The organism is Ruegeria sp. D6 (genome assembly GCF_056534365.1).
Map to the genome: position 1 here is coordinate 290,349 of NZ_JBQFPH010000005.1, position 24,877 is coordinate 315,225.

25 protein-coding genes are annotated in these 24,877 nt (G+C 57.8%); 6 read left to right on the forward strand and 19 right to left on the reverse strand.

Features of this window, described 5'->3' with window-relative positions:
• Positions 1-612: 612 nt before the first annotated feature.
• On the reverse strand, positions 613-2,067 hold the full coding sequence (betB, locus tag ACR0A1_RS17505) for a betaine-aldehyde dehydrogenase (protein ID WP_170466663.1): 1,455 nt from the start codon (positions 2,065-2,067) through the stop codon (positions 613-615).
• Positions 2,068-2,258: 191 nt separating this feature from the next.
• On the opposite strand from betB, the gene ACR0A1_RS17510 reads away from it, so the two are divergent.
• Positions 2,259-2,588, forward strand: a complete 330-nt coding sequence (locus ACR0A1_RS17510; protein ID WP_170394874.1) for a hypothetical protein — start codon at positions 2,259-2,261, stop codon at positions 2,586-2,588.
• A 6-nt stretch (positions 2,589-2,594) separates the two neighbouring features.
• Here the strand turns inward: ACR0A1_RS17510 and ACR0A1_RS17515 are convergent, their stop codons facing one another.
• Positions 2,595-3,095, reverse strand: a complete 501-nt coding sequence (locus ACR0A1_RS17515; RefSeq protein ID WP_170636577.1) for a potassium channel family protein — start codon at positions 3,093-3,095, stop codon at positions 2,595-2,597.
• Between the two features lie 64 nt (positions 3,096-3,159).
• Positions 3,160-4,065: an oxygen-dependent tRNA uridine(34) hydroxylase TrhO gene (gene trhO / locus ACR0A1_RS17520; protein ID WP_480868568.1), complete on the reverse strand. Its 906-nt coding sequence runs from the start codon at positions 4,063-4,065 to the stop codon at positions 3,160-3,162.
• Positions 4,066-4,161: 96 nt separating this feature from the next.
• Between trhO and pncA the strand changes: the two genes are divergently transcribed.
• Positions 4,162-4,755 carry a bifunctional nicotinamidase/pyrazinamidase gene (gene pncA, locus ACR0A1_RS17525; RefSeq protein ID WP_170408552.1) on the forward strand — a complete coding sequence of 198 codons (594 nt, stop codon included), beginning with the start codon at positions 4,162-4,164 and terminating at the stop codon, positions 4,753-4,755.
• Between the two features lie 3 nt (positions 4,756-4,758).
• Here the strand turns inward: pncA and ACR0A1_RS17530 are convergent, their stop codons facing one another.
• Complete coding sequence (locus ACR0A1_RS17530; protein ID WP_480868570.1) at positions 4,759-5,289, reverse strand: hypothetical protein; 531 nt, start codon at positions 5,287-5,289, stop codon at positions 4,759-4,761.
• 164 nt (positions 5,290-5,453) lie between these two features.
• Between ACR0A1_RS17530 and pncB the strand changes: the two genes are divergently transcribed.
• Positions 5,454-6,746 (forward strand): nicotinate phosphoribosyltransferase, encoded by a 1,293-nt coding sequence (gene pncB / locus ACR0A1_RS17535; protein ID WP_480868572.1) that lies wholly within the window; start codon positions 5,454-5,456, stop codon positions 6,744-6,746.
• Here pncB and ACR0A1_RS17540 read toward each other — a convergent pair.
• From ACR0A1_RS17540 to ACR0A1_RS17560, 5 genes are all read right to left on the reverse strand, one after another.
• A complete protein-coding gene (locus tag ACR0A1_RS17540) occupies positions 6,743-8,194 on the reverse strand; it encodes an aldehyde dehydrogenase family protein (protein ID WP_480868573.1) in 1,452 nt (483 codons plus the stop codon). The genes pncB and ACR0A1_RS17540 overlap by 4 nt on opposite strands.
• A gap of 35 nt (positions 8,195-8,229) precedes the next feature.
• Positions 8,230-9,828: an ABC transporter ATP-binding protein gene (locus ACR0A1_RS17545; RefSeq protein ID WP_480868575.1), complete on the reverse strand. Its 1,599-nt coding sequence runs from the start codon at positions 9,826-9,828 to the stop codon at positions 8,230-8,232.
• Entirely contained in the window at positions 9,825-10,640 is an 816-nt protein-coding gene (locus ACR0A1_RS17550) for an ABC transporter permease (RefSeq protein WP_170664302.1), read from the reverse strand. The genes ACR0A1_RS17545 and ACR0A1_RS17550 overlap by 4 nt, the downstream gene beginning before the upstream one ends.
• Entirely contained in the window at positions 10,637-11,584 is a 948-nt protein-coding gene (locus tag ACR0A1_RS17555) for an ABC transporter permease (RefSeq protein ID WP_170426057.1), read from the reverse strand. The genes ACR0A1_RS17550 and ACR0A1_RS17555 overlap by 4 nt, the downstream gene beginning before the upstream one ends.
• Positions 11,585-11,739: 155 nt before the next feature.
• Positions 11,740-13,227: an ABC transporter substrate-binding protein gene (locus tag ACR0A1_RS17560; protein ID WP_480868578.1), complete on the reverse strand. Its 1,488-nt coding sequence runs from the start codon at positions 13,225-13,227 to the stop codon at positions 11,740-11,742.
• Between the two features lie 171 nt (positions 13,228-13,398).
• Between ACR0A1_RS17560 and panB the strand changes: the two genes are divergently transcribed.
• The 3 genes from panB to glpK all read left to right on the forward strand — a co-directional run bounded on the left by panB (position 13,399) and on the right by glpK (position 16,635).
• On the forward strand, positions 13,399-14,238 hold the full coding sequence (gene panB, locus ACR0A1_RS17565; RefSeq protein WP_170426055.1) for a 3-methyl-2-oxobutanoate hydroxymethyltransferase: 840 nt from the start codon (positions 13,399-13,401) through the stop codon (positions 14,236-14,238).
• Entirely contained in the window at positions 14,235-15,086 is an 852-nt protein-coding gene (panC, locus tag ACR0A1_RS17570) for a pantoate--beta-alanine ligase (RefSeq protein WP_480868580.1), read from the forward strand. The genes panB and panC overlap by 4 nt, the downstream gene beginning before the upstream one ends.
• Positions 15,087-15,156: 70 nt before the next feature.
• Positions 15,157-16,635: a glycerol kinase GlpK gene (gene glpK, locus ACR0A1_RS17575; RefSeq protein WP_170626739.1), complete on the forward strand. Its 1,479-nt coding sequence runs from the start codon at positions 15,157-15,159 to the stop codon at positions 16,633-16,635.
• Here the strand turns inward: glpK and smpB are convergent.
• From smpB to ACR0A1_RS17625, 10 genes are all read right to left on the reverse strand, one after another.
• Entirely contained in the window at positions 16,632-17,114 is a 483-nt protein-coding gene (gene smpB, locus ACR0A1_RS17580) for an SsrA-binding protein SmpB (RefSeq protein WP_170426049.1), read from the reverse strand. The two genes, glpK and smpB, sit on opposite strands and share 4 nt — an antisense overlap.
• A gap of 44 nt (positions 17,115-17,158) precedes the next feature.
• A complete protein-coding gene (idi, locus tag ACR0A1_RS17585) occupies positions 17,159-17,701 on the reverse strand; it encodes an isopentenyl-diphosphate Delta-isomerase (protein ID WP_170394917.1) in 543 nt (180 codons plus the stop codon).
• A 144-nt stretch (positions 17,702-17,845) separates the two neighbouring features.
• Entirely contained in the window at positions 17,846-18,259 is a 414-nt protein-coding gene (locus tag ACR0A1_RS17590) for a c-type cytochrome (RefSeq protein WP_170394920.1), read from the reverse strand.
• 112 nt (positions 18,260-18,371) lie between these two features.
• The gene (locus tag ACR0A1_RS17595; protein ID WP_480868583.1) at positions 18,372-19,385 is read right to left on the reverse strand and encodes a P1 family peptidase; all 1,014 of its coding nucleotides are present in this window, start codon (positions 19,383-19,385) and stop codon (positions 18,372-18,374) included.
• Between the two features lie 82 nt (positions 19,386-19,467).
• Positions 19,468-20,214 (reverse strand): SDR family oxidoreductase, encoded by a 747-nt coding sequence (locus ACR0A1_RS17600; RefSeq protein WP_480760999.1) that lies wholly within the window; start codon positions 20,212-20,214, stop codon positions 19,468-19,470.
• Positions 20,215-20,274: 60 nt separating this feature from the next.
• Entirely contained in the window at positions 20,275-20,694 is a 420-nt protein-coding gene (gene arfB / locus ACR0A1_RS17605) for an alternative ribosome rescue aminoacyl-tRNA hydrolase ArfB (RefSeq protein WP_170394928.1), read from the reverse strand.
• Between the two features lie 263 nt (positions 20,695-20,957).
• The gene (locus ACR0A1_RS17610; protein ID WP_170394930.1) at positions 20,958-21,605 is read right to left on the reverse strand and encodes a queuosine precursor transporter; all 648 of its coding nucleotides are present in this window, start codon (positions 21,603-21,605) and stop codon (positions 20,958-20,960) included.
• 91 nt (positions 21,606-21,696) lie between these two features.
• On the reverse strand, positions 21,697-22,581 hold the full coding sequence (locus ACR0A1_RS17615; protein WP_170394933.1) for an esterase-like activity of phytase family protein: 885 nt from the start codon (positions 22,579-22,581) through the stop codon (positions 21,697-21,699).
• Positions 22,554-23,417 (reverse strand): penicillin-insensitive murein endopeptidase, encoded by an 864-nt coding sequence (gene mepA / locus ACR0A1_RS17620; RefSeq protein WP_480868586.1) that lies wholly within the window; start codon positions 23,415-23,417, stop codon positions 22,554-22,556. The genes ACR0A1_RS17615 and mepA overlap by 28 nt, the downstream gene beginning before the upstream one ends.
• The gene (locus ACR0A1_RS17625) at positions 23,414-24,781 is read right to left on the reverse strand and encodes an MFS transporter (RefSeq protein ID WP_480868587.1); all 1,368 of its coding nucleotides are present in this window, start codon (positions 24,779-24,781) and stop codon (positions 23,414-23,416) included. The genes mepA and ACR0A1_RS17625 overlap by 4 nt, the downstream gene beginning before the upstream one ends.
• Between the last annotated feature and the right edge of the window lie 96 nt (positions 24,782-24,877).

Genomic DNA, 24,877 nt, shown 5'->3' on the forward strand with positions numbered 1-24,877 from the left:
TCAGCCTCTAACAAAGGTATTGAATTCATTTGGACTTCCTATGCATCAATCCAAGATGCCCATAGGACAGTGGCGTCAAACTCAGTGAACGTGTCGAAGATCTTCAGCTGGCTCAATGATCATTCAGGACCACCGCACGCGTTCAAGTGTGCTGGTTCTCGGACAACTCCATCTGAAATTACGATCACCACATCTGCCCTTGGTAAACCGGGCCGAGTGACTCAGACTTTCTAAAACCGTGATCCGGGGCATTACGGTTGTCACATCGGGATCCTGCAGACCCGCCCCAGAGATGTGTTCAGCCCAGATGCGAACATGCTCCGCCAAAACAATCGCTACAATTGGCATTGCGTATTGTGCCGGGGACATGGTCTGGGGTTGGCCCCAAGTTAGCTCGCCCTTTCCAGCATCGCTACGTCAATCCAACCAAACTTGGCCAGTTGATGAAGGATCAAACTGCTCCGATCACAAAAGCTTGGGCGTGTGTTTTCACAGGCTGATCTCCGGTTTGCGGACGAGTCGTCTTGAGGAATTTAGCCATATGTACGAACCGGCATGTGCTCTGCCCCCGACGTGAACTGTCAAGAACAGAGACTATTTAACCGGATTTATTCAGTATGGGGCCTCCACATCATTCATCGAGACGTAGACTGTCTTCATCTCGCTGAAGTGGTTGATTGCCAGTTTCGAGTTCTCGCGACCGACACCCGACATCTTAGATCCGCCGAACGGTGCCTCTACCGGGGCCAGGTTATAAGTGTTGATGTAACAAGTCCCCGCCTCAAAACCTGCCACGATGCGGTGGGCGCGGGTTAGGTCGTTGGTGAAGACGCCGGCGGCCAGACCGAATTCGGTGTCATTGGCACGGGCCAAAACCTCTTCTTCAGTGTCGAAGTCCAGCACCGACATCACGGGGCCGAAAATCTCTTCGCGCGCGATTGTCATATCGTCCTTAACATCGGCAAAAACCGTGGGCTGCATGTAGAAACCATCGCCTTGGACCCGTTCGCCGCCATAGATCAGCCGCGCGCCTTCGGCCCTCCCCTTTTCGACATAGCCAAGCGCGATATTCATCTGGTTTTCGCTGACCATCGGGCCAAAGTTGACCTCTTCATCCATCGGGTCGCCGATTTTCGCCGTAGCAAGGCGTTCAGACAGGCGCTTAAGGAACGCTTCCTTGATTCCCTTTTGCACAAAAACTCGAGTGCCGTTGGAACAGACCTGTCCCGAGGAATAGAAATTTCCCAGAATGGCGCCTGACACGGCATTTTCGATGTCGGCGTCGTCGAACACGATCATCGGGGACTTGCCACCCAATTCCATGGTGACATGTTTCATGCCATCGGCGGCAGCAGCGTACACCTTGCGACCCGTTGGAACCGACCCTGTTAGCGAGACCTTGGCCACTCGGGGGTCGGTCACCAGGCTGGCGCCTACATCACCGTAGCCCTGAACAACGTTATAGACGCCTTTGGGTGCACCTGCCTCGATCAAAATCTCGGCTACTTGCAATGCCGACAGCGGAGTAGTCTCGGAAGGCTTGAAGATCATTGTGTTTCCGCACGCCAACGCCGGGGCACCCTTCCAGCAAGCGATCTGCGTCGGGTAGTTCCATGCCCCAATGCCCACACAAACGCCCAGCGCCTCGCGGACGGTATAGACAAAATCCCCGTCTGCCAGAGGGATATGTTCGCCGGTCAGCGAGGCCGCCAGACCGCCAAAATACTCCAGCGCATCCGCGCCGCTGGTAGCGTCGGCCACCAGCGTTTCCTGCAGAGGTTTGCCGGTATCATGGGTTTCGATGATCGATAAGTCACGATTGCGATCCCGCATGATGTCGGCCGCGCGTCGCAGCACACGGCCTCGCTCGGTGCCCGATAGGGCAGCCCAGGCCGCTTGGGCCGATTTTGCGCTATTCAGAGCCTTTTCAACAATCTCAGGCGTGGCGGAATGTAGCCGTGCGATGACCTCTCCGGTGGCGGGGTAGATAACGTCGATGGGCGCGCCATTGGTGTCCTCGACATACTCGCCATTGATGAAATGGCTGGCCTTAGGTTGAAACTTCATGCCGGTTCCCTCTGTGTTCAGAAATCTCTTTAGGCAAAGAGATCGCGTGCGTTGAGGATCGAATTATCGATTATTGACTGATCAGTCAATCAAGCTGCAAATTGGCAGGTTCTCGCCTAACCCAAAGGGTCTTCCCTTGAAACGAAAGGTTAATGTTCTATTTATGTTCTACATAGTCAGAGGATTACCCGATGGCCCAGAACATGCGAAATTCCGCCCTGAGCGGCCCGACAAACGACTATCACCTGCTGCCAGTTACCGATCGGCAGATGCGCTTTGCCCGCGCCATCGCGCAACAATCAGCGCTTGAGATTCCGGTCGAGGCGCAGCGTGACCGCAAATCCCTGTCGGACTGGATTTCAGCCCATAAGCCGCATGATCCGTCGCCCTTTGCAAACTACCCAACAGGTAAGCAGGTTGCTTTTGCAGAACGTATCTCGCGCAGCAAGCGCCGCCCGATCCCGTCCGAGTGTTTCCGCGACAAACAAATGATGTCGCGCTGGATCGATCATAATAAATAGATCGCTCTATTTGCCGTGGTTGCGCGCGTATAGCGCGACGGCGGCGGCCACAAACATGCCCAACAGGATGTAACCCGTCACAGCCTCGGCCACAGCCAGCCCACGGCAAAAGCCGGTTGGGGACATGTCCCCATATCCGACCGTTGTGAAGGTGACGTATGAGAAATACAGAATATCGGCTGGCCCTTCGGCGCCGATCACACAATGGTCGTTATATCCAAACGCGCCGTAGACGGCTGCGAACAGGAATGGCACGACCTGGATGAAGGACACCCCCATCAGGAACAACAACCTCCGGGGGGATTTCACCTGGGTCATGTAGTACCAGGACTGCGAGGCGATCCAGATTAGAAGGCCTACCGAGGAAAGCGTGCCAATGGTGTCGCCTGCAGTGGCTTCGTTCAGGCGCGACAGACCGTACCACGCAAGAAAGCTTGCCAAGACCAGTCCAAGCGCCGCCAGAAAAGTTGATTTCCATTCTTCCAGGGTTCTGGGTTCGTGGGTCATGAGCGCTCCGTCGGTTGGGTTTGCGCACAATCATCCGATTTCAAACGTGGCCTGCAAGCTGATTTCAGTCAGAACCCAGATGTTCCTCGCCCCGCGCGCGGGCCAGCTGTATCTGCTTTTGCCGCTCGCGAAACCGCGCCTTGTCCTGTTCTGAAGTCTCATTGATACACCGATGGCAGGATACGCCATGCTCGTATTCAGGGCGTTTCACATCTTCGGGCAGGATCGGGCGACGGCAACCATGGCATAGCTTGTGCGGCCCCTCGACCAGACCATGACCAACTGAGACGCGGTTGTCGAAGACAAAACACTCACCCTGCCAAGTGCTGTCTTCGGGTGGCGTTTCTTCCAGATACCTCAGGATGCCACCCTTCAGGTGATAGACATCCTCGACCCCTTGCCCCAGCAGATAATTGGTGGATTTTTCGCACCGGATGCCACCGGTGCAGAACATGGCAACGCGTTTGTTGTGAAAACGGTCCTTGTTCTGTTCCCACCACGCCGGGAAATCGCGGAAACTGGCCGTGTTTGGGTCTATTGCACCCTCAAACGTGCCAATCGCCACCTCGTAATCGTTGCGGGTGTCGATCACCACCACATCATCTGATCGGATCAGCGCGTTCCAGTCCTCAGGCTCGACGTAATTGCCGACATTTGCGCGGGGATCGACATCGGGTTGCCCCATAGTCACGATCTCTTTCTTTAACCGCACCTTCATCTTGCCGAAGGGCGGATGGTCCGAGGTCGCCTCTTTCCACTCAAGATCAGTGCATCCTGGCAACGCACGGATATGCGCCAGAACCGCGTCAATCCCGGCACGAGGACCGGCGATGGTGCCATTGATCCCTTCCTGCGCCAGCAGCAGGGTGCCTTTCACCGACTGCGCGCGGCAAAGCTCGTGCAAAGCCGGGCGCAGCGCATCGGGGTCGGTAAAACGCGTGAAATGATAGAGGGCAGCGATTGTGTACATGTGGGCGATCTAATGCCCTTGGCAAAAACACACAAGAGACCGCATTGACGATACCCGCTGCGCACCATACCGATAACACGACTTTAGGAGGCCAGCATGTCCCACGCCCTGCTCGTTATCGATGTTCAAAATGACTTCTGCCCCGGCGGCGCGCTTGCCGTTGCCGGAGGGGACGAGATCGTCGCACCGATCAATGCGATCATGGATACGTTCGATACGGTGATCCTGACACAGGATTGGCACCCGGCGGGGCATTCTTCATTCGCCAGTTCTCATACTGGCAAAGCGCCGTTCGAGATGATCGACATGCCTTATGGCCCTCAGGTCTTGTGGCCCGATCACTGTGTTCAGAGCAGCGCAGGCGCGAACTTCCATCCGGATTTGCGAACAGATGGCGATCTGATCATCCGCAAGGGATTTCGCAGCGCTATCGATAGCTATAGCGCGTTTTTCGAAAACGACCATTCCACGCCCACTGGTCTAAAAGGCTATCTTGAGACGCGCGGGATCACGCAGCTGACCATGGTCGGTTTGGCAACAGATTTCTGCGTGCATTATTCGGCGGTAGATGCGGCACAGCTGGGGTTTGATGTCACTGTCTTAAGCAACTTGTGCCGCGCCATTGATATGGACGGATCTTTGGCTGTCGCAGAACAGGCCATGCGCGCAGCGGGTGTGACACTGGCCTGAGGATCAAAGCGCGGCACCATGCTCGGCCAGCAGTTTCAGAAACACGAACAGGATCACGGCAAGACCTAACGCGAAACCGATACGCCCAGAAACCGTGCGACGCTTTGGACGCACTGGTCTTGGGCGTGGCGCTTGCAATGGTCGCTCGGGCATTCTCCGGTTCACGGTCCCGGGCTTTGCGGTCCTGATATGGCCCAAGAAGTGATGGAAATCGAACTCACCACTATACTCTCCCTGGACACCCATATTCCGGATATTCGCAAAAAGCCGCTTTAGGATCAGGAGGCGATCTTCAGCGTCTTCTGGCCGAAAATAACCTCGGGCAAGATGCCCATCCGACTCGTCCAGGCTAAATCCTGATTCCAGAAATATTCTGCGAATCTTGGGCGATGCAGCGCGCAAAGCGTCTGCCGTCTTGATATCCCTGAACCGCGCCCGCACCGGGGGCCGCCCAGTTATCGATGTTTGCCCATGCTCAGGATCAACCTCATCCGGAGCTATTGCAACAATGTCAAAATCGTACTCGAGACTCATTCACTAACTTCAACCTTCAGTTCCATCCCCACCCCTCACTAAAGCGTGAAGGAAACCCACAATAAGCCCGTAATGTGTTCTGTCGTGGGCATTGTTCCCAATTCCGCGACTCTTGCCATTTCGTGCTCCGATTGATCTAACAACGGAAATTGCAGGAGGTCCCCATGGTCGATATCGCGACGCGGGTCTACAATCATAAATGGAAGATTGACCCGATTATCCGGTCATTGATCGACACAGATTTCTACAAACTGCTGATGTGCCAGTCAGTGTTTCGAAATAAGCCCCAAACCGATGTGGTGTTTTCGCTGATCAACCGGTCGAATCACGTACCATTGGCCCGTTTGATCGATGAAGGCGAGCTGCGCGAGCAGTTGGATCACATCCGCTCGCTAAGTCTGAGTCGTGGGGAAAGCACGTGGTTGCGGGGCAATACATTCTACGGCAAGCGTCAGATGTTCCGCCCGGATTTCATGGAATGGTTCGAGAACCTGCGCCTGCCCCCTTACCATCTGGAGCGTAAGGGTGATCAGTATGAGCTGACCTTTGAGGGCAAGTGGCACGAGGTCATGCTATGGGAGATCCCGGCGCTGGCCGTACTGATGGAATTACGCTCACGCGCGGTTCTGAACGATATGCGCCGGTTCGAACTACAGGTGCTCTATGCCCGTGCAATGACACGCTTATGGGAAAAGATAGCCCAGCTTCGCACTATTGAGGGGCTTGGGATCGCGGATTTCGGCACGCGGCGGCGGCATTCCTTCCTTTGGCAGGACTGGTGTGTGCAGGCCATGATTGAAGGTTTGGGATCGTCCTTTACCGGAACGTCCAACTGTCTGATCGCAATGCGACGCGAAGTTGAGGCTATTGGCACCAACGCACATGAACTACCTATGGTGTATTCTGCGCTCGCCGAAGACGACGCCGCGCTTGCCCAGGCGCCCTATGACGTCCTAAGCGACTGGCACGAGGAACATGATGGAAATCTGCGCATCATTCTGCCCGACACGTATGGCACCAAAGGGTTTCTGGACCGCGCGCCTGACTGGCTGGCTGGCTGGACCGGCATTCGCGTTGACAGCGGCGACCCCGCAACCGGCGCAAAAATCGCAATAGACTGGTGGAAATCACGCGGCGAAGACCCGACGCAGAAGCGGGTTATTTTCTCGGACGGGTTAGATGTGGACAAGATACGCGAATTGCACGCTCAGTTCGCGGATCAAACCAATGTCTCGTTCGGCTGGGGTACGTTGCTGACCAATGACTTCCGCGAACTTGTACCGAATGACGCATTGGCTCCCTTTTCGCTAGTCTGCAAGGCGGTCTCGGCCAATGGCTACCCGACGGTCAAACTATCTGACAACCCGGAAAAGGCGATGGGACCCGCCGAGCAGATTGAGCGGTACAAGCGCGTCTTTGGCGTTGGAGCGCAGGAGCCGATCGAAGTGATCGTTTAGCCGTGGTAGGCCGCAACCGTCTTGAGCTGCGAGAACCCATAAAGCGCCTCGAACCCTTTTTCGCGGCCATGGCCGGATTTTCCAACGCCGCCAAAAGGCAGCTCGACACCTCCGCCCGCGCCGTAGTTGTTAATGAACACCTGCCCCGAACGCAAACCCTTGGCCAGCCGCATCTGCCGCCCACCATCTCGAGTCCAGACGCTGGCAACAAGGCCATATTCGGTGCTATTTGCTATGGTTAGAGCCTGTTCCTCGGTGTCAAACGGGATCAGAACCTGTACGGGGCCAAAGATCTCATCCCGCGCCAAGGCATGATCGGGCGGCACATCCGAGAACAATGTGGGCCGGACATATGCGCCGGATTCGGGTGCGCCAGCCGCAATCTGGCCCTCGGCGGCAATCGCCAAGTCCGAGCCTTGGTGAAGGAAACCGGTCACGATTTCTTTTTGCCGTGTTGAGATCAGCGGACCGACGCGCAAATCCCGGATCGCCGGACCGACGGTAAGCTCTTGGTATGCCAAGGCCATACGGGATTTCACCGCATCATAAACACCGCGCTGCACCAGAATGCGCGACGAGGCCGAGCAGGTCTGGCCCGCATTCTGTATACCCGCATTCACCAGATACGGCAGCGCGGCATCCAGATCGGCGTCATCGAAAACCAGTTGCGGCGACTTGCCGCCCAGTTCCAGTGTCACCGGAACAACGTTTCGTCCCGCCGCCTGCTGAACCAACGCGCCAGTCGCGACCGAACCGGTGAATGAGATGTGATCCACACCCGGGTGTGCCGACAGGGCCGCGCCTGCCTCAGCCCCCAGGCCGGGCACCACATTCAAGGCACCAAGCGGAAGGCCCGCCTGTATCGCCAGATGCGCGAAGGCCAGTGCGGTCAGGCAGGCCTCTTCCGCCGGTTTCAGAACACAGGCGTTACCCATTGCCAGCGCCGCCCCGACAGAACGGCCAATGATCTGCATCGGATAATTCCACGGCACGATGTGGCCGGTCACACCATGCGGCTCGCGCAACGTGTAGACGGTATAGCCATCCAGATAGGGAATGGTCTCGCCCATCACTTTATCCGCAGCACCACCATAAAATTCGCAATACCGCGCCAATGCTACCGCATCTGCCCGCGCTTGGGTCAGCGGTTTGCCGACATCCATCGCCTCTAGCTGTGCCAGATCATCCACTCGGTCCAGAACCAGTTGCCCCAGTCGGGTGAGAATACGCCCTCGCTCCAGGGCCGTCATGCGACCCCAATCGCCATCGCACGCGGATCGGGCGGCCCGCACTGCAGCGTCGATATCGGTTTGGCCACCTCGAGCGATCTGGCAAATTTCGGAACCGTCCGAGGGATTCACCAGCGGCAAGGTTTGACCTGACGCGGGCATTTTCCATTCTCCGCCGATCAGGCAAAGGTTGGGATCGAACCAGAGGGGGTTAGTCATCGGAAGCTCCAATAGCAGGCTCTATACAGGGGTTTTCATGCAGCGCCTCGTCCAGTCTCCGGCAATTTCGGTGCTGCATTGATCAGAGTTCTTGTGTAAGGATGCTGAGGCTCTGTGAAGACTTGCTCGGTTTCACCCTGTTCCACAACTTTGCCGGCCTGCATCACCAACACACGGTCGGTGATGGTTCGAACCACGCTCAGGTCATGGCTGATGAACAGGTAAGTCAGATCGTAAGTCGCACAAAGCTCGGCCAGCAGGTCGAGAACTTGGGCGCGGACTGAGACATCCAGCGCCGAGACAGCCTCATCAAACAGGATCAACTCGGGTCGAATAATCAGAGCGCGCGCTATAGCGATACGTTGCCGCTGCCCACCCGAGAATTCGTGAATGTAGCGATCCGCATCATCGGGGCTTAGGCCAACGGCGGTAAGCATCTCAGCGACGCGATCCTGCCGTTCAGAACCGGTTGGCGGGGTGTCCAGCAAATGAAATGGCTCGGTGATCAGGCGCGCGACCCGGTGGCGGGGATTGAAGCTGCCATAAGGGTCCTGAAACACCACCTGCATCTTGCGTCGCACTGCCAGATTGGGTTTGTGGCCGGTGAAAACAGGCTGGCCATCAAGGGAAATGCGGCCTTGCTGCACCTCCTCCAAGCCTAAAATGGCTCGCGTTAGGGTCGATTTTCCACAACCGGACTCTCCAACCAGCCCTAAACGCTCCCCCCGATTCAGGGTAAAGCTGACCTGATCGACGGCCCGATGATGACCGGGCGTGGCGAACAGGCGCGTTCGGGGCAGACGGTAGTCCCGCACCACGTTCTCGACCTCAAGCAACGCTCGCGGTGCAGGAGAGGTCGGCAGGTTGACTTGATGCCCCGAAGCTTCGAACAGCATACGGGTGTAAGGGTGCTGCATATGGCGCAGGAGATGATCTGTTGCGCCCGTTTCAACAACCTCCCCATGCCGCATGACCACAATCTGATCCGCCAAGTCTGCAACCACCGCCAAATCATGCGTGATCATCAGCAGACCCATGCCGTACTCCGACACGAGCCCTTTAAGCAGATCAAGGATTTGCGCCTGCGTGGTCACATCAAGCGCCGTTGTCGGCTCATCCGCGATCAACAGTCGGGGGCGCAGTGCAATCGCCATGGCGATCACCACTCGCTGGCGCTGACCGCCTGACAGTTCGTGAGGATAACGCTTCAACGGAAACCTGTCGGTTGGCAATCCAACCCGGGCTAGAACCTCTTCGGCCCGAGCGCGCGCTTTGGCCGGGGGCATGGCCTTGTGGATCAGGATAGTCTCCATAACTTGATCGCCGATGGTCTTCACCGGGTTCAGGGCAGTCATCGGCTCTTGGAAAACCATTCCGATCGCAGCGCCCCGCAACGCACAAATCTCGGCCTCAGACCGGTTCAGCAGGTTCTGGCCCTCTAACTCTAGCACCCCATCTACTTCGGCATCGTTTGGCAGCAACTGCATCACGGCAAAGGCTGTCATTGATTTGCCCGAACCGCTTTCGCCGGTCACAGCCACGATCTGCCCAGGGGCAATCGACAGGTTGATCTTCTTTAAAATCGGCGTGCCATGGATAGCCAACGAGAGGTCCTTGATCTGCAAAAGACTCATGCGCGGGCCACCCGTATCCGAGGGTCCAGCCAATCGCGCAAGCCATCACCCAGAAGGTTCAGGCCCAAAACCGTCACGATGATGGCAAGACCCGGATTCAGAGCCAAATGCGGGGCAAAACTAACCATCGTCTGCGCATCGGCCAGCATTCTGCCCCAGCTTGGCGTAGGCGGTTGCGCACCAAGACCGACATAGGACAGCCCGGCCTCGGCCAGAATGCCAAGTGAGAACTGGATTGTTCCCTGAACGATCAGCAGATTGGCGACATTGGGCAGGATATGTTCAGCCGATATCCGTGCCGCGCCTTTGCCTGACACGCGGGCGGCAAGGATAAACTCGCGCTCCCAAAGAGACAAAGCTGCGCCTCGGGTGATGCGGGCAAAAACGGGGATGTTGAAGATACCGATGGCGATGATCGCGTTTATGGCCCCGGCACCAAAGACGGCGGTGATCAGAATGGCGATGACGAGAGAGGGGAATGCAAAGACCAGATCATTGCCGCGCATGATGAATTCATCTAGCCACGATCCACTGCGCGCAGCGGCAGCCAGACCCAAGGGAACGCCCAGCGCCATGCCAATCCCGACCGCGACCAGCGCCACCGCAATCGAGGTGCGCGCACCAACCATGATCATCGAGAACATGTCGCGTCCGAAATGATCGGTACCGAACCAGTGCTGTGCGCTGGGTGGCTGCAGCTTGGCCGGAATGCTCAGCGCGGCGTGGTCGTATGGGGTCCAGACAAAGGACACCAGCGCTGCCAGCACCACCAGTGAGGACAGCGTCGCGCCAAGGATCAGGTTGCGGCTCATGTCCTGCTCCTCAGCCTTGGATCGACTGCGGCATAGGCCAGATCGACAAAAAAGTTCACCATGATGACGGCAAAGACCAGCAGCATAACGACCGATTCCACGACGATCAGATCGCGCGCCGATATGGCCTGAAAAACCAGCCGCCCGAGGCCGGGTAGATAAAACACCTGTTCGATGATGATCGAACCCGCCAGCAGGAAGGAAAATTGGAGTCCAATGATCGTTAGTACCGGGATCAGAGCATTCCGCACTCCGTGTCGCCAAAGCGCCTGACGACGCGAAAGGCCCTTGGCGCGTGCAGTGCGCATAAAATCCTCGGCCAGAATATCCAACAGAGCCGAGCGCATAACCCGCGCAAGGATCGCCGCTTGCGGCAGGGCCAGGGCGATGGCTGGAAGGGTCAACGAATGTAGACCGGTCCAAATGCCGTTCTCCCAACCCGCGAAACCGCCGGCATTGAACCAGCGCAAATTGATGGCAAAGACCAACACCAGCATCATCGCGAACCAGAAATTTGGCACCGCGATACCAAGCTGAGTCGCACCCATCACGGTCAGATCACCCGGTTTGCCGCGCCGTGAGGCTGCGTAGATACCGGCGGGGAAAGCAATCAGCGTGGACAGGGTCAGCGCGTACAAAGCCAGCGGCAATGACACCCACAATCGATCTGCGATCATCTGCGACACGGGTGTGCGATAGGTGTAGGACGTACCAAAATCCCCAACCAGCATCCCGCCGACCCAGTTGAAGTACCGCTCGATCTTCGAGACATCGAGGCCCAGTTCAGCTCTCAGCGCAGTCAATGTATCGGCCTGCGCGTTCACGCCCAGCATGAACGACGCCGGATCGCCGGGCGCGACCTCGATCACTGCAAAGATGACAACCGAGGCGACGGCCAGGCTCAGGATCAGCGACAGCAGACGTTTGAGGGCGTAGCGGAGCATTTGGAAACGTTAGGGTCACATCCCGTGTGGGTCCAGCGCCTAAGGCACGAGAAGATAGACAAAAAGAAACCCGCCAAACCAGAATCCTTGTGGGTTTCATGGTGCAACAGTTCGCGCCGGGGCGCTGGCCATCGCCCCGGTCCAACTCTGTTCTTCTATTCGGACCAACTGATCCCGGTCAGATCGATCGCTGCCGTGGGTGCGTTTTCCCATAGCCCCTCAACACCGGCCTTGGCCACGCCAAGTTTGGCAAGTTGAAACAGGTACCCGTTGACGTAATCGGTCGAAATCAAGCGCTGTGCCTCACCCAGCAAACGTGTGCGCTCATCAGGGTCCGTGGTCGAATTCAGCGTGTCCATCAATGCCTGAAAGTCGGTGCTGTCATATTGGAAGTAATAGTCGGGCCGGGAATAAATACCGATATCCATCGGCTCGGTATGGCTGACGATGGTCAGGCCAAACTCCTTGCCCTTGAACACGCTTTCCAGCCACTGCGCCCATTCCACATTGATGATCTCGGCGGTGATGCCAATATCGGCCAGTTGCGCAGCGATGATTTCACCCCCGCGTCGGGCGTAGGAAGGCGGCGGCAAGTGCAGCGTGGTCTCGAACCCATCGGGATACCCGGCCTCGGCCAGCAGCGCCTTGGCTTTTTCCGTGTCATAGGCCGAATTGCCGGTCAGATCGACGTAAGCTGGGTTATGCGGAGCAAAATGCGTACCGATGGGTGTGCCATAGCCGAACATAGCCCCATCAATGATGGCCTGCCTGTCAATCGCGTGGGCCAATGCCTGTCGGACCAATATGTCATCAAACGGGGCTTGTTTGTTGTTGGTCGACAGAATGGTTTCCCCCTCGGTCGAGCCGACAAGAACCTGAAAGCGCGGATCAGCCTCGAACTGCGGCAGATTCTCGGGTGCGGGGAAGTTGTCGAACACGTCCACATCCTCGGCCATCATGGCGGCAAAGGCGGCGGTCGGATCCGAGATGAACTTAAACGTTGCGGTCTCTAACGCGGGCTGTTCGCCCCAATAGTCGGGGTTGCGATTCAGGATGATGCTGTCACCCTGCAGCCAGTCAGAGAAGGTGAAGGCCCCCGTGCCAACCGGGTTGGTCTTGATATTCTCGATGCTTTCGGGCGCAACGATCACCGCGTCACCCCAGGCGAGATTGAAAAGGAAGTTCCCGTTCGGCTCATACAACGTCACCTGAACGGTCAGGGGGTCCACCACCTCGACACTTTTAATACCCGCAAACAAAGCCTTCTGCGCGTTGGCGCTGTCTTCTGCCGTGGCGCGATCAAGGGTAAACTTGACGTCCTCGGCATCCATCGTTGTGCCATCGTGAAATGTCACACCGTCGCGCAGCTTGAATGTGTAAACGGTACCTTCATCCGAGATTTCCCAGCTTTCGGCCAGCCCCGGCACCACCGAGCCATCGCCCATGAACCGGGTCAGGCCTTCGAAGATATTGGTGTAGACAACCGAATCGATAGCCTGCGCCGCAGCGCTGGTCGGGTCCAGATGCGGTGGCTCAAGCTGCATGGCGATGGTGATGTCAGATTTGGCCATGGCCTGCGTGGCAAACAGGCCCGCGCCAAGGACCAGGGCCGACGCGAACGAGCGAAAGCGCTGCTTTGTCATGAAAATCTCTCCCCACTGAAATTGGCTAGCCCTGCTTTTTTCGGGCCGATCTGCGACCAATGTCCTCGCAAACCCGAGGTCAATCAAGGAATTGTTGGCGCAACCGGGGTTTCTTTGCGCCTGCCGCATCTGCTATGCCGCGCTGCAACATGAACCCTGCGAGGAGCGAGCATGAGCGCCACCGCCCGCAAGAAAGCCCCGAACGCCGAGGATATCCGCGCCCGGAAAGGTACTGATCCTCTGGTCTCGTTGACCGCCTACACAACACCGATGGCGCAGTTGATGGATGCGCATTGTGACTTCGTTCTGGTCGGTGACAGCGTCGGCATGGTGTTGCACGGGTTGACGTCGACTCTTGGTGTGACGATGGAGATGATGATCATGCACGGTCAGGCCGTTGCCCGTGGTCTGGACAAGGCAATGATGGTGATCGACATGCCTTTCGCCAGCTACGAGCATGATCCGGCTCAGGCATTCCGCAACGCAGCCAGGCTGATGTCGGAAACAGGAGCTGGGGCGGTTAAGCTGGAAGGTGGCGTCGAGATGGCTGAAACCATCCGGTTTCTGGTCAAACGCGGGATCCCGGTGATGGCACATATTGGCCTGACACCGCAGTCGATAAACACTTTGGGTGGCTATAAGGTACAAGGGCGCGACGAACAGGCCGATGCCGTATTGGCCGACGCCCAGGCCGTCGCCGAAGCAGGCGCGTTCTCGGTCGTGTTAGAGAAAGTTCCGCAGGGTTTGGCCAACCGGATTACCGCTGAGATTGCGATCCCCACAATCGGCATTGGTGCCTCGGCCGGGTGTGACGGGCAAATTCTGGTGGTGGACGATATGCTTGGCTTTTTCACCGCCTTCAAACCGAAATTCGTCAAACGCTATGCTGATCTTGGCCCGTTGGCCGAAGCCGCCATTGCTGAATACGCAGCCGAGGTTCGTGCGCGAAGCTTCCCGGCAGACGAACATGTCTTTGCCGATGCCGTACCCGTCAAAGGACCCAAGTCATGACCGCGCCTATTCTGCGTCGACTGGCAGACTTGCGCGCTCTGACCCGTGATTGGCATCTGAATGGTGAGGTGATCGGAGTTGTCCCCACCATGGGTGCGCTGCACCAGGGGCATCTGTCGCTGGCCGAAGCCGCGAAGACGGCTTGCGACCGGGTGATCGTGACGATCTTTGTAAACCCCAAGCAGTTCAACAACCCCGAAGACCTCGCCAACTATCCGCGCACCGAACAAGAAGACGCAAAAAAACTCACGCCTTACAACGTCGATGCGATCTACACGCCCGACCCGGATGAGATTTACCCAGATGGCTTCGCCACCACAGTCTCGGTCTCGGGTCTGACCGACGCGATGGAGGGAGAATTCCGCCTGGGTCATTTCGATGGTGTGGCAACAGTTGTCGCCAAGCTGTTCCTGCAAACGCAAGCGGATCGAGCCTATTTCGGGGAAAAAGACTATCAGCAGCTTATGATCGTCCGCCGGATGGCCCGCGACCTCGATATCCCTATCGAGGTGATTGGTTGCCCCACGGTGCGTGAACCTTCGGGCCTCGCAATGTCTTCGCGCAATCAAAGGCTATCCGAGGATGGTCTGGCCATCGCAGCCGAAAAACATCGTATCATGCGTGCAGTTGTTCAGGCGCTGGAAAACGGCGAAGAATTCGAAGCTTTGGCTTCTCAGGCACAGGCCGATCTTTTGGCCGCCGGCTTCAACGAAGTGGAGTATCTGCAACTACGCTGCGCTGAAACGCTGGAGCCTATGACCCATGCCAAACGACCCGCACGACTGTTTGCGGCAGCCTTGGTCGACGGCGTGCGGCTGATCGACAATCTACCGGTGTCTCCGGTCTGATTTCCCCTCTGGCACGTTTGGTTGTGTTTGCGCTAAAGTCCTGCAAAACCAAAGCGGGAGGGGCGCAGGAATGACCTATATTCTGGCAATCGATCAGGGCACCACATCGTCTCGTGCAATCCTGTTCGACGCGCAAATGCAGCGCGTCGGCACTGCGCAGCACGAGTTTACACAGCATTTCCCACAGGAAGGCTGGGTTGAGCATGATGCCGAGGAGATATGGGACAGCGTTCTGACGGTTTGCCGTGAAGTGATGCAAACGACAGGTGTATCCGCGGCACAGATCGCTGGTATCGGGATTACCAACCAACGCGAAACCACTGTCATCTGGGATCGCGCAACTGGGGCCCCCATTCACAACGCAATCGTCTGGCAGGACCGTCGCACCGCTGAGATTTGCGAGCGTCTTCGCAAAGCCGGATGCGAGGATGACGTAACTGCCCAGACCGGTCTGCTGCTAGATCCTTATTTTTCAGGCACCAAGGTCAAATGGTTGCTGGATACCGTCCCCGGCGCACGCGACCGTGCTGCCGCCGGAGAGCTGCTGTTCGGCACAATCGATACCTTCCTGATCTGGCGACTGACAGAAGGGCGCGTGCACGCCACCGACGCCACCAATGCGGCCCGCACATTGCTATTCGATATTCACAAAGGGGAATGGAGTACCGAGATCTGCGACTTGCTGGACATCCCCCAAGCTTTGTTGCCCGACGTGCGCGATTGCGCCGCTGACTTCGGATCGACCTCCCTGTTTAGCGGTAATATTCCAATTCTCGGCGTGGCGGGGGATCAGCAAGCTGCCACCATCGGACAGGCCTGTTTCCAGCCGGGCATGATGAAATCCACCTATGGCACGGGCTGTTTCGCACTACTCAACACCGGTACGCAGCCAGTTGAATCGAAAAACCGGCTGCTAACGACAATTGCCTATCAGTTGGACGGGCAGAAAACCTATGCGCTTGAAGGCTCGATTTTCATTGCCGGTGCGGCGGTGCAATGGCTGCGCGATGCGTTGCAAATCATCGAAACCGCACCGCAAAGCGGTGAACTGGCCGCCAAAGCTGATCCGAACCAGCACGTTGTTCTCGTCCCTGCCTTTACTGGGCTGGGCGCGCCTTATTGGAAACCCGATTGCCGGGGCGCAATCTTTGGCCTGACTCGCAATTCAGGCCGCGCCGAAATCACGCGCGCCACGCTGGAAAGCATCGCGTTCCAGACCCGCGACCTGTGGCACGCCATGCAGGGCGATTGGGGCGCAGAGACTGACGTGATCCTGCGCGTCGACGGCGGAATGAGCGCCTCGGACTGGGCCATGCAGGGGCTTTCCGACATTCTGGGCGCCCCGGTCGACCGCCCGGTGATGCAGGAAACCACCGCGCTTGGTGCCGCATGGCTGGCGGGCATGAAAGCGGGTGTCTACCCGGATCAGGCCGGATTCGCCGAAACCTGGGATCTGGACCGGCGGTTTGAGCCTGCAAAACCCGTAGCTGACCGAGACGCGGCCTATGCACGCTGGCAACGCGCGGTTCAGGCGGCCATGGCGTTCTAACTGTGGTCCTTCATCAAGCGCTGTTTCTGCCGTGACCAGTCGCGCTTGGCCTGCGTTTCGCGCTTGTCGTGCAGCTTCTTACCTTTGGCGATGCCGATCTTCAGCTTCGCCCGACCCTTGTGATTAAAATAAAGCACCAGCGGCACCAGCGTCATGCCTTTGCGTTGGGTCGCGTTCCACAGGTTCGACAGTTCCTTGCGTGACACCAGCAGTTTACGGCGGCGGCGTTCTTCATGTTTGAAGACCTTGGCCTGCTCATAGGGCGCGATATAGCTGTTGATTAGCCATAGCTCTCCGTCATCAACCGACGCATAGCTTTCAGCAATGTTCGACCCACCGGCACGCATGGATTTGACCTCGGACCCTTCCAGGACAATACCGCATTCGAGATCGTCTTCGATCGCATAATCGAAGCGCGCACGCCGGTTTTCGGCGATCACTTTGTAATTCGGGTCAGTGTTCTGCTTCTGCTTGGCCATGGCGCGTTGATGTATGCCGCTTGCGTCCGCCTTGCAAGGCAGGGTTACGAATTGGCCGAGATTATCAGGTCAGGTCCAAATATCGTGTCAGCGTGATTGTGCAGATAAATCTTGAGCCACGGGGTAAAACGGTCGGGATGCCGTTTCACCTCGGCCAGCAGATCGTGGTAATCGACCCAGCGGATATCCATCACTTCTTCCGGGTTAGGCTCGATTTTCAGGGCCCCACGCACATGGGCCAGAAAGACATCGACCACCTCGTTCTCGACCATTCCGTTGCCGACATCGGCATGATACTCTAATCGATGCCGGTATTCGGGATAGAGCCCGGTGATGCCCAATTCTTCGCGCAGGCGCCGGACGGCACAATGCGAAGCGCTTTCGTCCCAATCCGGATGCGTACAACAGGTATTCGCCCATAGACCCGGCGTGTGGTATTTGCCCATCGCCCGGCGTTGCAGCAATATCTCGGTCCCGCGCACGGCAAACACGGACACAGCCTTGTGTCGCAGCCCCTTTTCATGCGCCTCCAGCTTGTCGACGGGTGTCAGTTCGCCCTCAACCCAAGCCGGGATCAAGATTCCCATCTGTCGTCTCCTGTTGGCGATCTCCGGTGCACATGGCCTTACCGGTTTTCCCCAAAGTGGCGCTGATTACAATGTCAATCAATCGCACGAAAGGCCGCAGGGGCTGCGGCATTTCGAAGTTCGTCTGTAAACCTGTTGGCGGAGTTACTCTCCCGAAACGCTCACGATATAGGCGTAAACGTCTTCGGCGCCCTTCTTCAGCTTGAAGGTCATTTTCGACTTGGCCGAGGTTTCCCCCAAATAGTCTTTCAAGAATGCTTTGGGGTCTTGGGCGTAGGCCACGAAAGTCTCTTCATCCCAGACCAGACCATTTTCGCCCGCGGCCACGATGCTATCGCCGTATCTGAAGCCTTCTTCAGTGCCGGCGGTGCGGCCTGCGATTCCGTACAGGTTCGGACCCGTCTTACCGCCCTTAACGATAACTTCACCCGCAGGGTCAGCAATCATGTGACAGGATTTGCATTTGTTGAAGGTCTTCTTACCCGCTTCGGCATCACCTTCTGCATAGACAGGAAGGGCCAGCAGACCGGCAATTGCGGTGGCAAGGATACGATTCATAGCTTTTGCTCCGATATGAATTGGCTGCACCGAATGGATCGCTGGCACAGCAGAGAGTCAACGCGCAGATTGCCGCGCGACGGCACTGTGTCACAGGCGATCGGTGTCGTACTTAACCGAAGTCATGTAACTGCGACCAGCAGGGCAGCAGGTCGCCAGCGCGGGGGGAAGCCAGATAGATCGCCCGTGCAATCGCGCGCGCAAGACAGATCGAGGCCGCATGGCCGATCATCGCCATCGCCTCGGGGCCAACCGTGCGCGCGCCGGTGCTGAGACCGAATACCAGATCCCCATCGCCAGGCGTGTGCGCAGGCACGATGGCGCGGGCGATGCCGTCATGGGCTGCTACCGCCAGACGCTGGCATTGCGGTTTGGTCAGCGCTGCATCAGTTGCAACTATAGCAATCGTGGTGTTGGCGCGATCTGGCGGAGCAGAATGCATAATCTGCGCCTTACGGCTGACAAGAGAGAAACCAAGGCCCGAGGTCGGGTCTGGCCCCAATCCACCGAACTCGTCATCGATCTCAAACGGCGCAGCCCAAAAATGCCGATCACCCGGTGTGGTTATGCTGCCAAGCGGATTGGCCGCAACCAGCGCGCCGACGGTTACGCCACCCTCAAGCTTTAACGAAGCCGAGCCTAAGCCACCCTTGTGCATCGCGGCCAATGCGCCGGTACCAGCCCCCACCGAGCCCAGTTCAAATTCTGGTGAGGCGGTCAAATACGCAGACTTCCCCAGATCGCGATAAGGATTTTCGGTCCAGTTCTTATCTCCACCATTGAGTAGATCGAACAGAATCGCGCCCGGCACGATGGGCACGACGGCCGAACCGACCTGAAATCCGCGCCCCTGAGCGCGCAATGCGTCTGAAACGCCCGAGCACGCATCCAGTCCAAAGGCCGAGCCGCCGGACAAAGCAATCGCGTCGACCCGATCAACAGTTTTGTCGACCGCCAGAAGGTCGGTCTCACGCGTGCCGGGGGCGCCGCCCATCACATGAACCGAAGCTGTGAACGGGTTGTCCGCCGTCAGGACAGTTGTGCCTGATTTAAGCGTATCATCGTGCGCATTGCCAACCATGAGGCCAGCGACATCAGTGATCAGGTTTCTGGGTCCGGGGTTCATTTTCGTCTCGCACACTGGGCCGGAAATCGCGCTGGCGCGCGCTGCCTCCGGCGGAGATATTTATGGCCAGATGAAGGGCGGATCAGATGCATCGGCCTCCGTCCACTTCTAGGGCTGTGCCGGTGATCATGCTGGCCTCGTCCGAGCAGAGGAAACAGGCGGCGTTTGCCATGTCTTCGGGAGTTGAGAAGCGACCAAGCGGGATCGTCGACAGGAATTTGGCGCGGATTTCCGGGGTGTCTTCACCCATGAAGGATTTCAGCAGCGGGGTTTCACCCGCCACCGGGCAGATCGCGTTAACGCGCACGCCCGAGGGGGCAAGTTCGACGGCCATCGTCTTGGTCGCGGTGATCATCCAGCCTTTGGAGGCGTTGTACCAGTTCAGATTAGGGCGCGGCGACAGGCCTGCCGTTGAGGCCACGTTCAGGATCGTCCCCGCGCCGCGTATCTTCATCTGCGGAACAAAGGCGCGCGCGGTCAGGTAGACGGATTTCATGTTCACGGCGAAGACGCGGTCGAATTCATCGTCATCGACGTCCTCAAGTGGAGCCGGCAGGTGCGTCACGCCCGCATTATTCACCAGAATATCAAGTTTTCCGAATTCTTCCGATACCGCATGTGCCATGGCCTGAACCGATGCCGCATCCGAGACATCAACGTGCTGTGCGATGGCATTCGTGCCCTCCGCGGACGCCATGTCGGAAGCCGCTTCGCCATTGATATCTGCGATCATCACGCGGGCGCCTTCGGTCAGGAACTTTTGCGCAATCCCAGCGCCGAACCCGGATGCACCGCCGGTTACGATGGCGGTTTTTCCCTCAAGCCTCATGGCTTTACCTCCCCTGCGTCTTGCACCGGCAGAGTAGCAACGTGCAGCGAAACTGCCAGATCAATCTTCGGACACTTTGCCTCGCAGGGCTTTGACATCCGCGCGGGCTTTCTTTGCCGCCAACCGCCTTTTGACCGAACCGTACGTAGGTTTGGTCGCGATCCTGCGCTTGGGATTGACCAAAGCCCGCGTGATCAGTTCAGCCAACCGGGCGCGGGCGATGTCGCGGTTTCGGGCCTGAGAGCGTGTTTCTTCACATTGAATGATGATCGCGCCGTCCTTGGTCCAGCGACGTCCGGCCAGCCGTTTCAGACGTGTCTTGACCGGATCAGGCAAGGAAGGTGAGCGCGCGGCCTCGAACCGCAGCTCAACGGCGGTGGAGACCTTGTTGACGTTCTGCCCACCCGGACCAGAGGACCGCACGAAGCTTTCGGTCATTTCCCAGTCTTGCAGGGCGATATCGTCGGTGATGCGCAACATGGATCGGACCTTACAGGGCGCAGTTGAAAACAAAAAGGGCCGCCCCGGCGGGACGGCCCTTCGAAAGTTCAGGAGGTTGGGTCGGTTAGATCAATCGACCAGCCGGAGCGAGCGCTCCGCCAAGGGCTGCCTTAACAGGCGATCCCCCCGGTTGTTCCAACACCTCTCTCCAATCTCTTTCTCGACACTGGATCACCTCCTTTTCTATCTGTTGCGGTTAACTCTGAGCCTGACACAAGATGCGCCAATCTCAAAGCACTTTTTTATGCAGGCTGCGCGGCGGTTAAACGGGCAACGATCACCTTGAACGGAATCAGGGCGATTAGCGCCAGCGACAGTTTCACCAGCCAGTCGGCGAAGGCCAGCGTTACCCAGAGCGGGGCCATCGGGCCGGACAGCATGAAGGGCACAGGCTCCCACGCCCAGTTGATCGCAGCGTCTGCATTGGCACCAAAGACGGTAACCGAGGCCGAGAACGCCAGCGTAAAGAAGATCGCGGTGTCCAGCGCTGAACCGACCAGTGTCGACACCAGCGGCGCGCGCCACCAGCGGCCACCACGCAGTGAGTTGAACACAGTGACGTCGGTCAATTGCGCGATCAGGAAGGCGGTGCCCGAAGCGACTGCGATGCGCAGCGGCACGGCGGCATAGGTGAAGCCGTCACCCTGCAGCATGATCTGGCTGCCGATCAGCGAGCAGATGATACCGGTGACAAATCCGGCGAATACGACCTTGCGGGCCGGACCCACGCCGTAGACGCGGTTCATGATGTCGGTGACCAGAAAGGCCAACGGATAGGTGAAGGCACCCCAGGTCAACAGGCCGTCAAGGATCAGGAACTGGACCAGGATGTTTGAGGCCACGACGATCGAGGCCATGGCAAGGATGCCGGGAATAAAGCTGCGTTGCATTTTCAGATGCCCGTTTTGACAAGGTAGCGGCGACTTGGCCCCAGGCTCATCCCGAGGCAGGCCGTGCGTTTAGACCTTTGTCTGCCGCCTGTCAATCAGGCAGCAAGTATTCGACCAATTCAGTGCGTTGCAGAAAGAAGAAGTTGTCGTCGGAAATCATCGTTGCGCGCAGCCGCCCCTGCACATCGCGCCAGACAGAAAGGCCCTCGAGATTGTCATGCGTCCCGGTGCTGGTTTCGAACAGAATCTCTTGTGACACGGGTGCATCATCTGCGATCACCCAGCGCCGCAGTCGCGAGCGGAAGCCGAAAAATGACACCGCGCGCTCTAACACATACAAACGCCCATCGGGCCCAAAATCTGCCGCAACCGGCAGGAACCTTCCACTCGGCGGCAAAACAAACGGCCTTGTCCAGTGGTGGCCATCCCACCGATAGACGAGGATTTTACCGTCTGCGGTGCGGGATTTCTCGGTCAGGGTGTAAAGCCTGCCCCGATCATCGATCGCCAATGCTTCGAACGAGCCATTGCGCTCTAAATCATGAAAAGCCTCCGGGCGGGGCAATACCTTGGCTTTGGCCCCCGGTGTGGAATAATGGACCACTCGGTGCACACCTTCGAACGAGATATATAGGCTCCCATCCGGAGCGACAGCGATCCCTTCGGAATCCCCTGCCCGACCGCTCAGGCTGCGCCCTTTGCTCGAGAAGATGGGTCCGTATCTCAGTATCTGGATATTCCTGATTTGGTCTCCATCCCGGTTGATCCGCGCGGTCACAAGCCTCGACCGGTCGCCGAGCACGATCATTTGCCGGCCGTTTTCCGACAAATGAAGGGCCGAGAACCCGCCAAACCAACCGGCACTGTTGTTCCAGTCAAATCGGGCTAGAAGCGTTGCCGGGCTGGTACCAACTGCCGAAACGGCACTGGCCAACAGCGTTGCAACAATCAGTTGGATTGCAAGACTGCGGCGCATTGCTGGGGAAGGTCCGCCATTCGATATTCACGACGTTTCTTGGGCGGCGGCGCATTTGGATCAGGTGGCGGTGGGTTCAGAATATTGCGCACCCATTGCTGCGCCTCGGCGCAACCATCACCCTTGGGTGGCGGGTCCTGATTTACACAGCCTTTCGATCCTTTCGGGCATTTCAGCCGCACGTGGAAATGATAGTGATGTCCCCACCATGGCCGGATCTTGCGCAGATAGGCTTTGTTGCCCTTCTCGTTATTGCACATCTGCACCTTTGCACCCGGGAATACGAAGATCCGGGCAACGCGCTTGTCCTTAGCGGCTTCGCGCAATACCGCATGGTGCTGCTTGGTCCAGTTGCCGTTTACATACGCGCCGTTCGCGCGGCGCAAGGATATAGACGAGATATTCTCGCGTGCTTTGCGGCTTAGGCGCATGTTATCGCCCGGCAGCATCCAGATATCGATATCCAAACCCAACTGATGCGAACGATGGCCCGAGGTCATCGGCCCCCCCCGCGGTTGGCTGATATCCCCGATATAGAGACCATTCCACCCCGGTTGTTTCGCGGCAAACCGGCTGAGATCCTGCACATAGTCGATCGCCTGAGGATGCCCCCAATTGCGATTGCGCGACAGGCGCATGGCTTGCCAAGTTGGCCCGGTTTCAGGGAGTTGCACCGACCCGGCGGCGCACCCGCGCGAATAACTGCCGAATGCGGCAGATTTTTGCTGCGACCCAACCTTCTGGGCTCCGAATAACTGTTTGGCCAAGGGCTGTGCCGTGGCCGTGCCTGCCAGTTCTATTGCGGCCAGAACGGCCAAAAAACGTAGTAAAATCATCTGCTCTGATCCCCTTCCGGTTTCACCCAGCGCATCAGGACTAGGCCCAGAATAAACAACAGAATGATCGGTGACACCCCCAGTCTTGCACTACCGGTTGCTGCTGTTGCTATTCCGATCAATAGCGGCGCTGCAAAGGCGGTCGCCCGACCCGAAAGCCCGTACAGCCCAAAACTCTCGACCGGGGTGGCGGGATCAGTATGGCGTACCATCATTGAACGGCTGGCGGATTGCAGAATACCTCCCATGCCGCCGATCAGAACTCCGCACCCGAAGAACGCCATGTCCGGCAGGCCCGTGCCTACGGGTAATGAAATTCCGTAGATCTGTGTTCGATCCATCGACACAACCGTTACGCAGACAAAGATCAGAACCCAAATCGCAACCAATATCACCGGTTTAGGGCCGTACTTGCGATCCATCTTGCCCCCGATCCACGCAAAGATGGCCGAGGCCAGAACGCTGACGATTCCAAATACGCCGATTTTTATCAGGTCCCATTCAAGCACCAACCGCGCGTAGACGCCGCCGAAACTGTATAGCCCGTTCAACGCGTCGCGATAGAACATCGACGACCCCAGATAGGTCGCCAGACTGACCCGGTGACGCAAAGCCGCCACGGACTTGCCCAGCAAGCGCAGCGCCTCACCCACGCTACCCTGTTTGTTGGTCTCAGGATCATCCCGAACCCACAGGAAATACGGCACCATGAACAACACGAACCATCCAGCGGTGAAGGGGCCGACAAACCGCGTCCCTTCACGCGTTGCCGCATCCAGCCCGAACAACGGATCCACACCAATCAAGGTCTTGCCGTTGGGCTGTTCAACAAACAGCGCCAGCATGATGGCCAGCGACAGCAGGCCTCCGAAATAGCCGAAGGCGAAGCCCGAACCTGAAATCTCGCCCACTTCTCTATCGTCACCCAGATCGGGCAGCTGAGAGTTGATGAAGATCAGTGCATATTCTGCGCCCACAAAGCCCAGACCAAAAGCCGATAGCATCAACCACATGTTCGAGCCATCGGGCATCGTATACCACAACGCGGCAGACCCCACCGCGTACATCACCGAAAACCCGAGAATCCACGGGATGCGCCGACCCGAAACATCCGCCATCGCGCCCAACAGGGGCGCTCCGAACGCGATGATCAGCCCAGTTATGGTCAGGCAATTCGCCCAGACGGTCTGCGCCTGCGCCGCCGCAGCATCGGTGTCTAATCCGGTATTCGCATAGTATTGAGCCGCCACCCCGGCGAAATAGGGGCCAAAGACAAAGGTCACCAGCAATGTATGGAACGGCTGGCTGGCCCAGTCGAAAAACCACCAGCCCCAGATGCGCTTACGCTTGGAAATCTCCGCCATCTCTGCCCCATATTATTATTGTTGCGATCATAAGACGGGGCTTTGGGTCAATTCGCAAGCGTTCTGTTGGGGCGCACTTGCTCTTTGCGGCTGTGA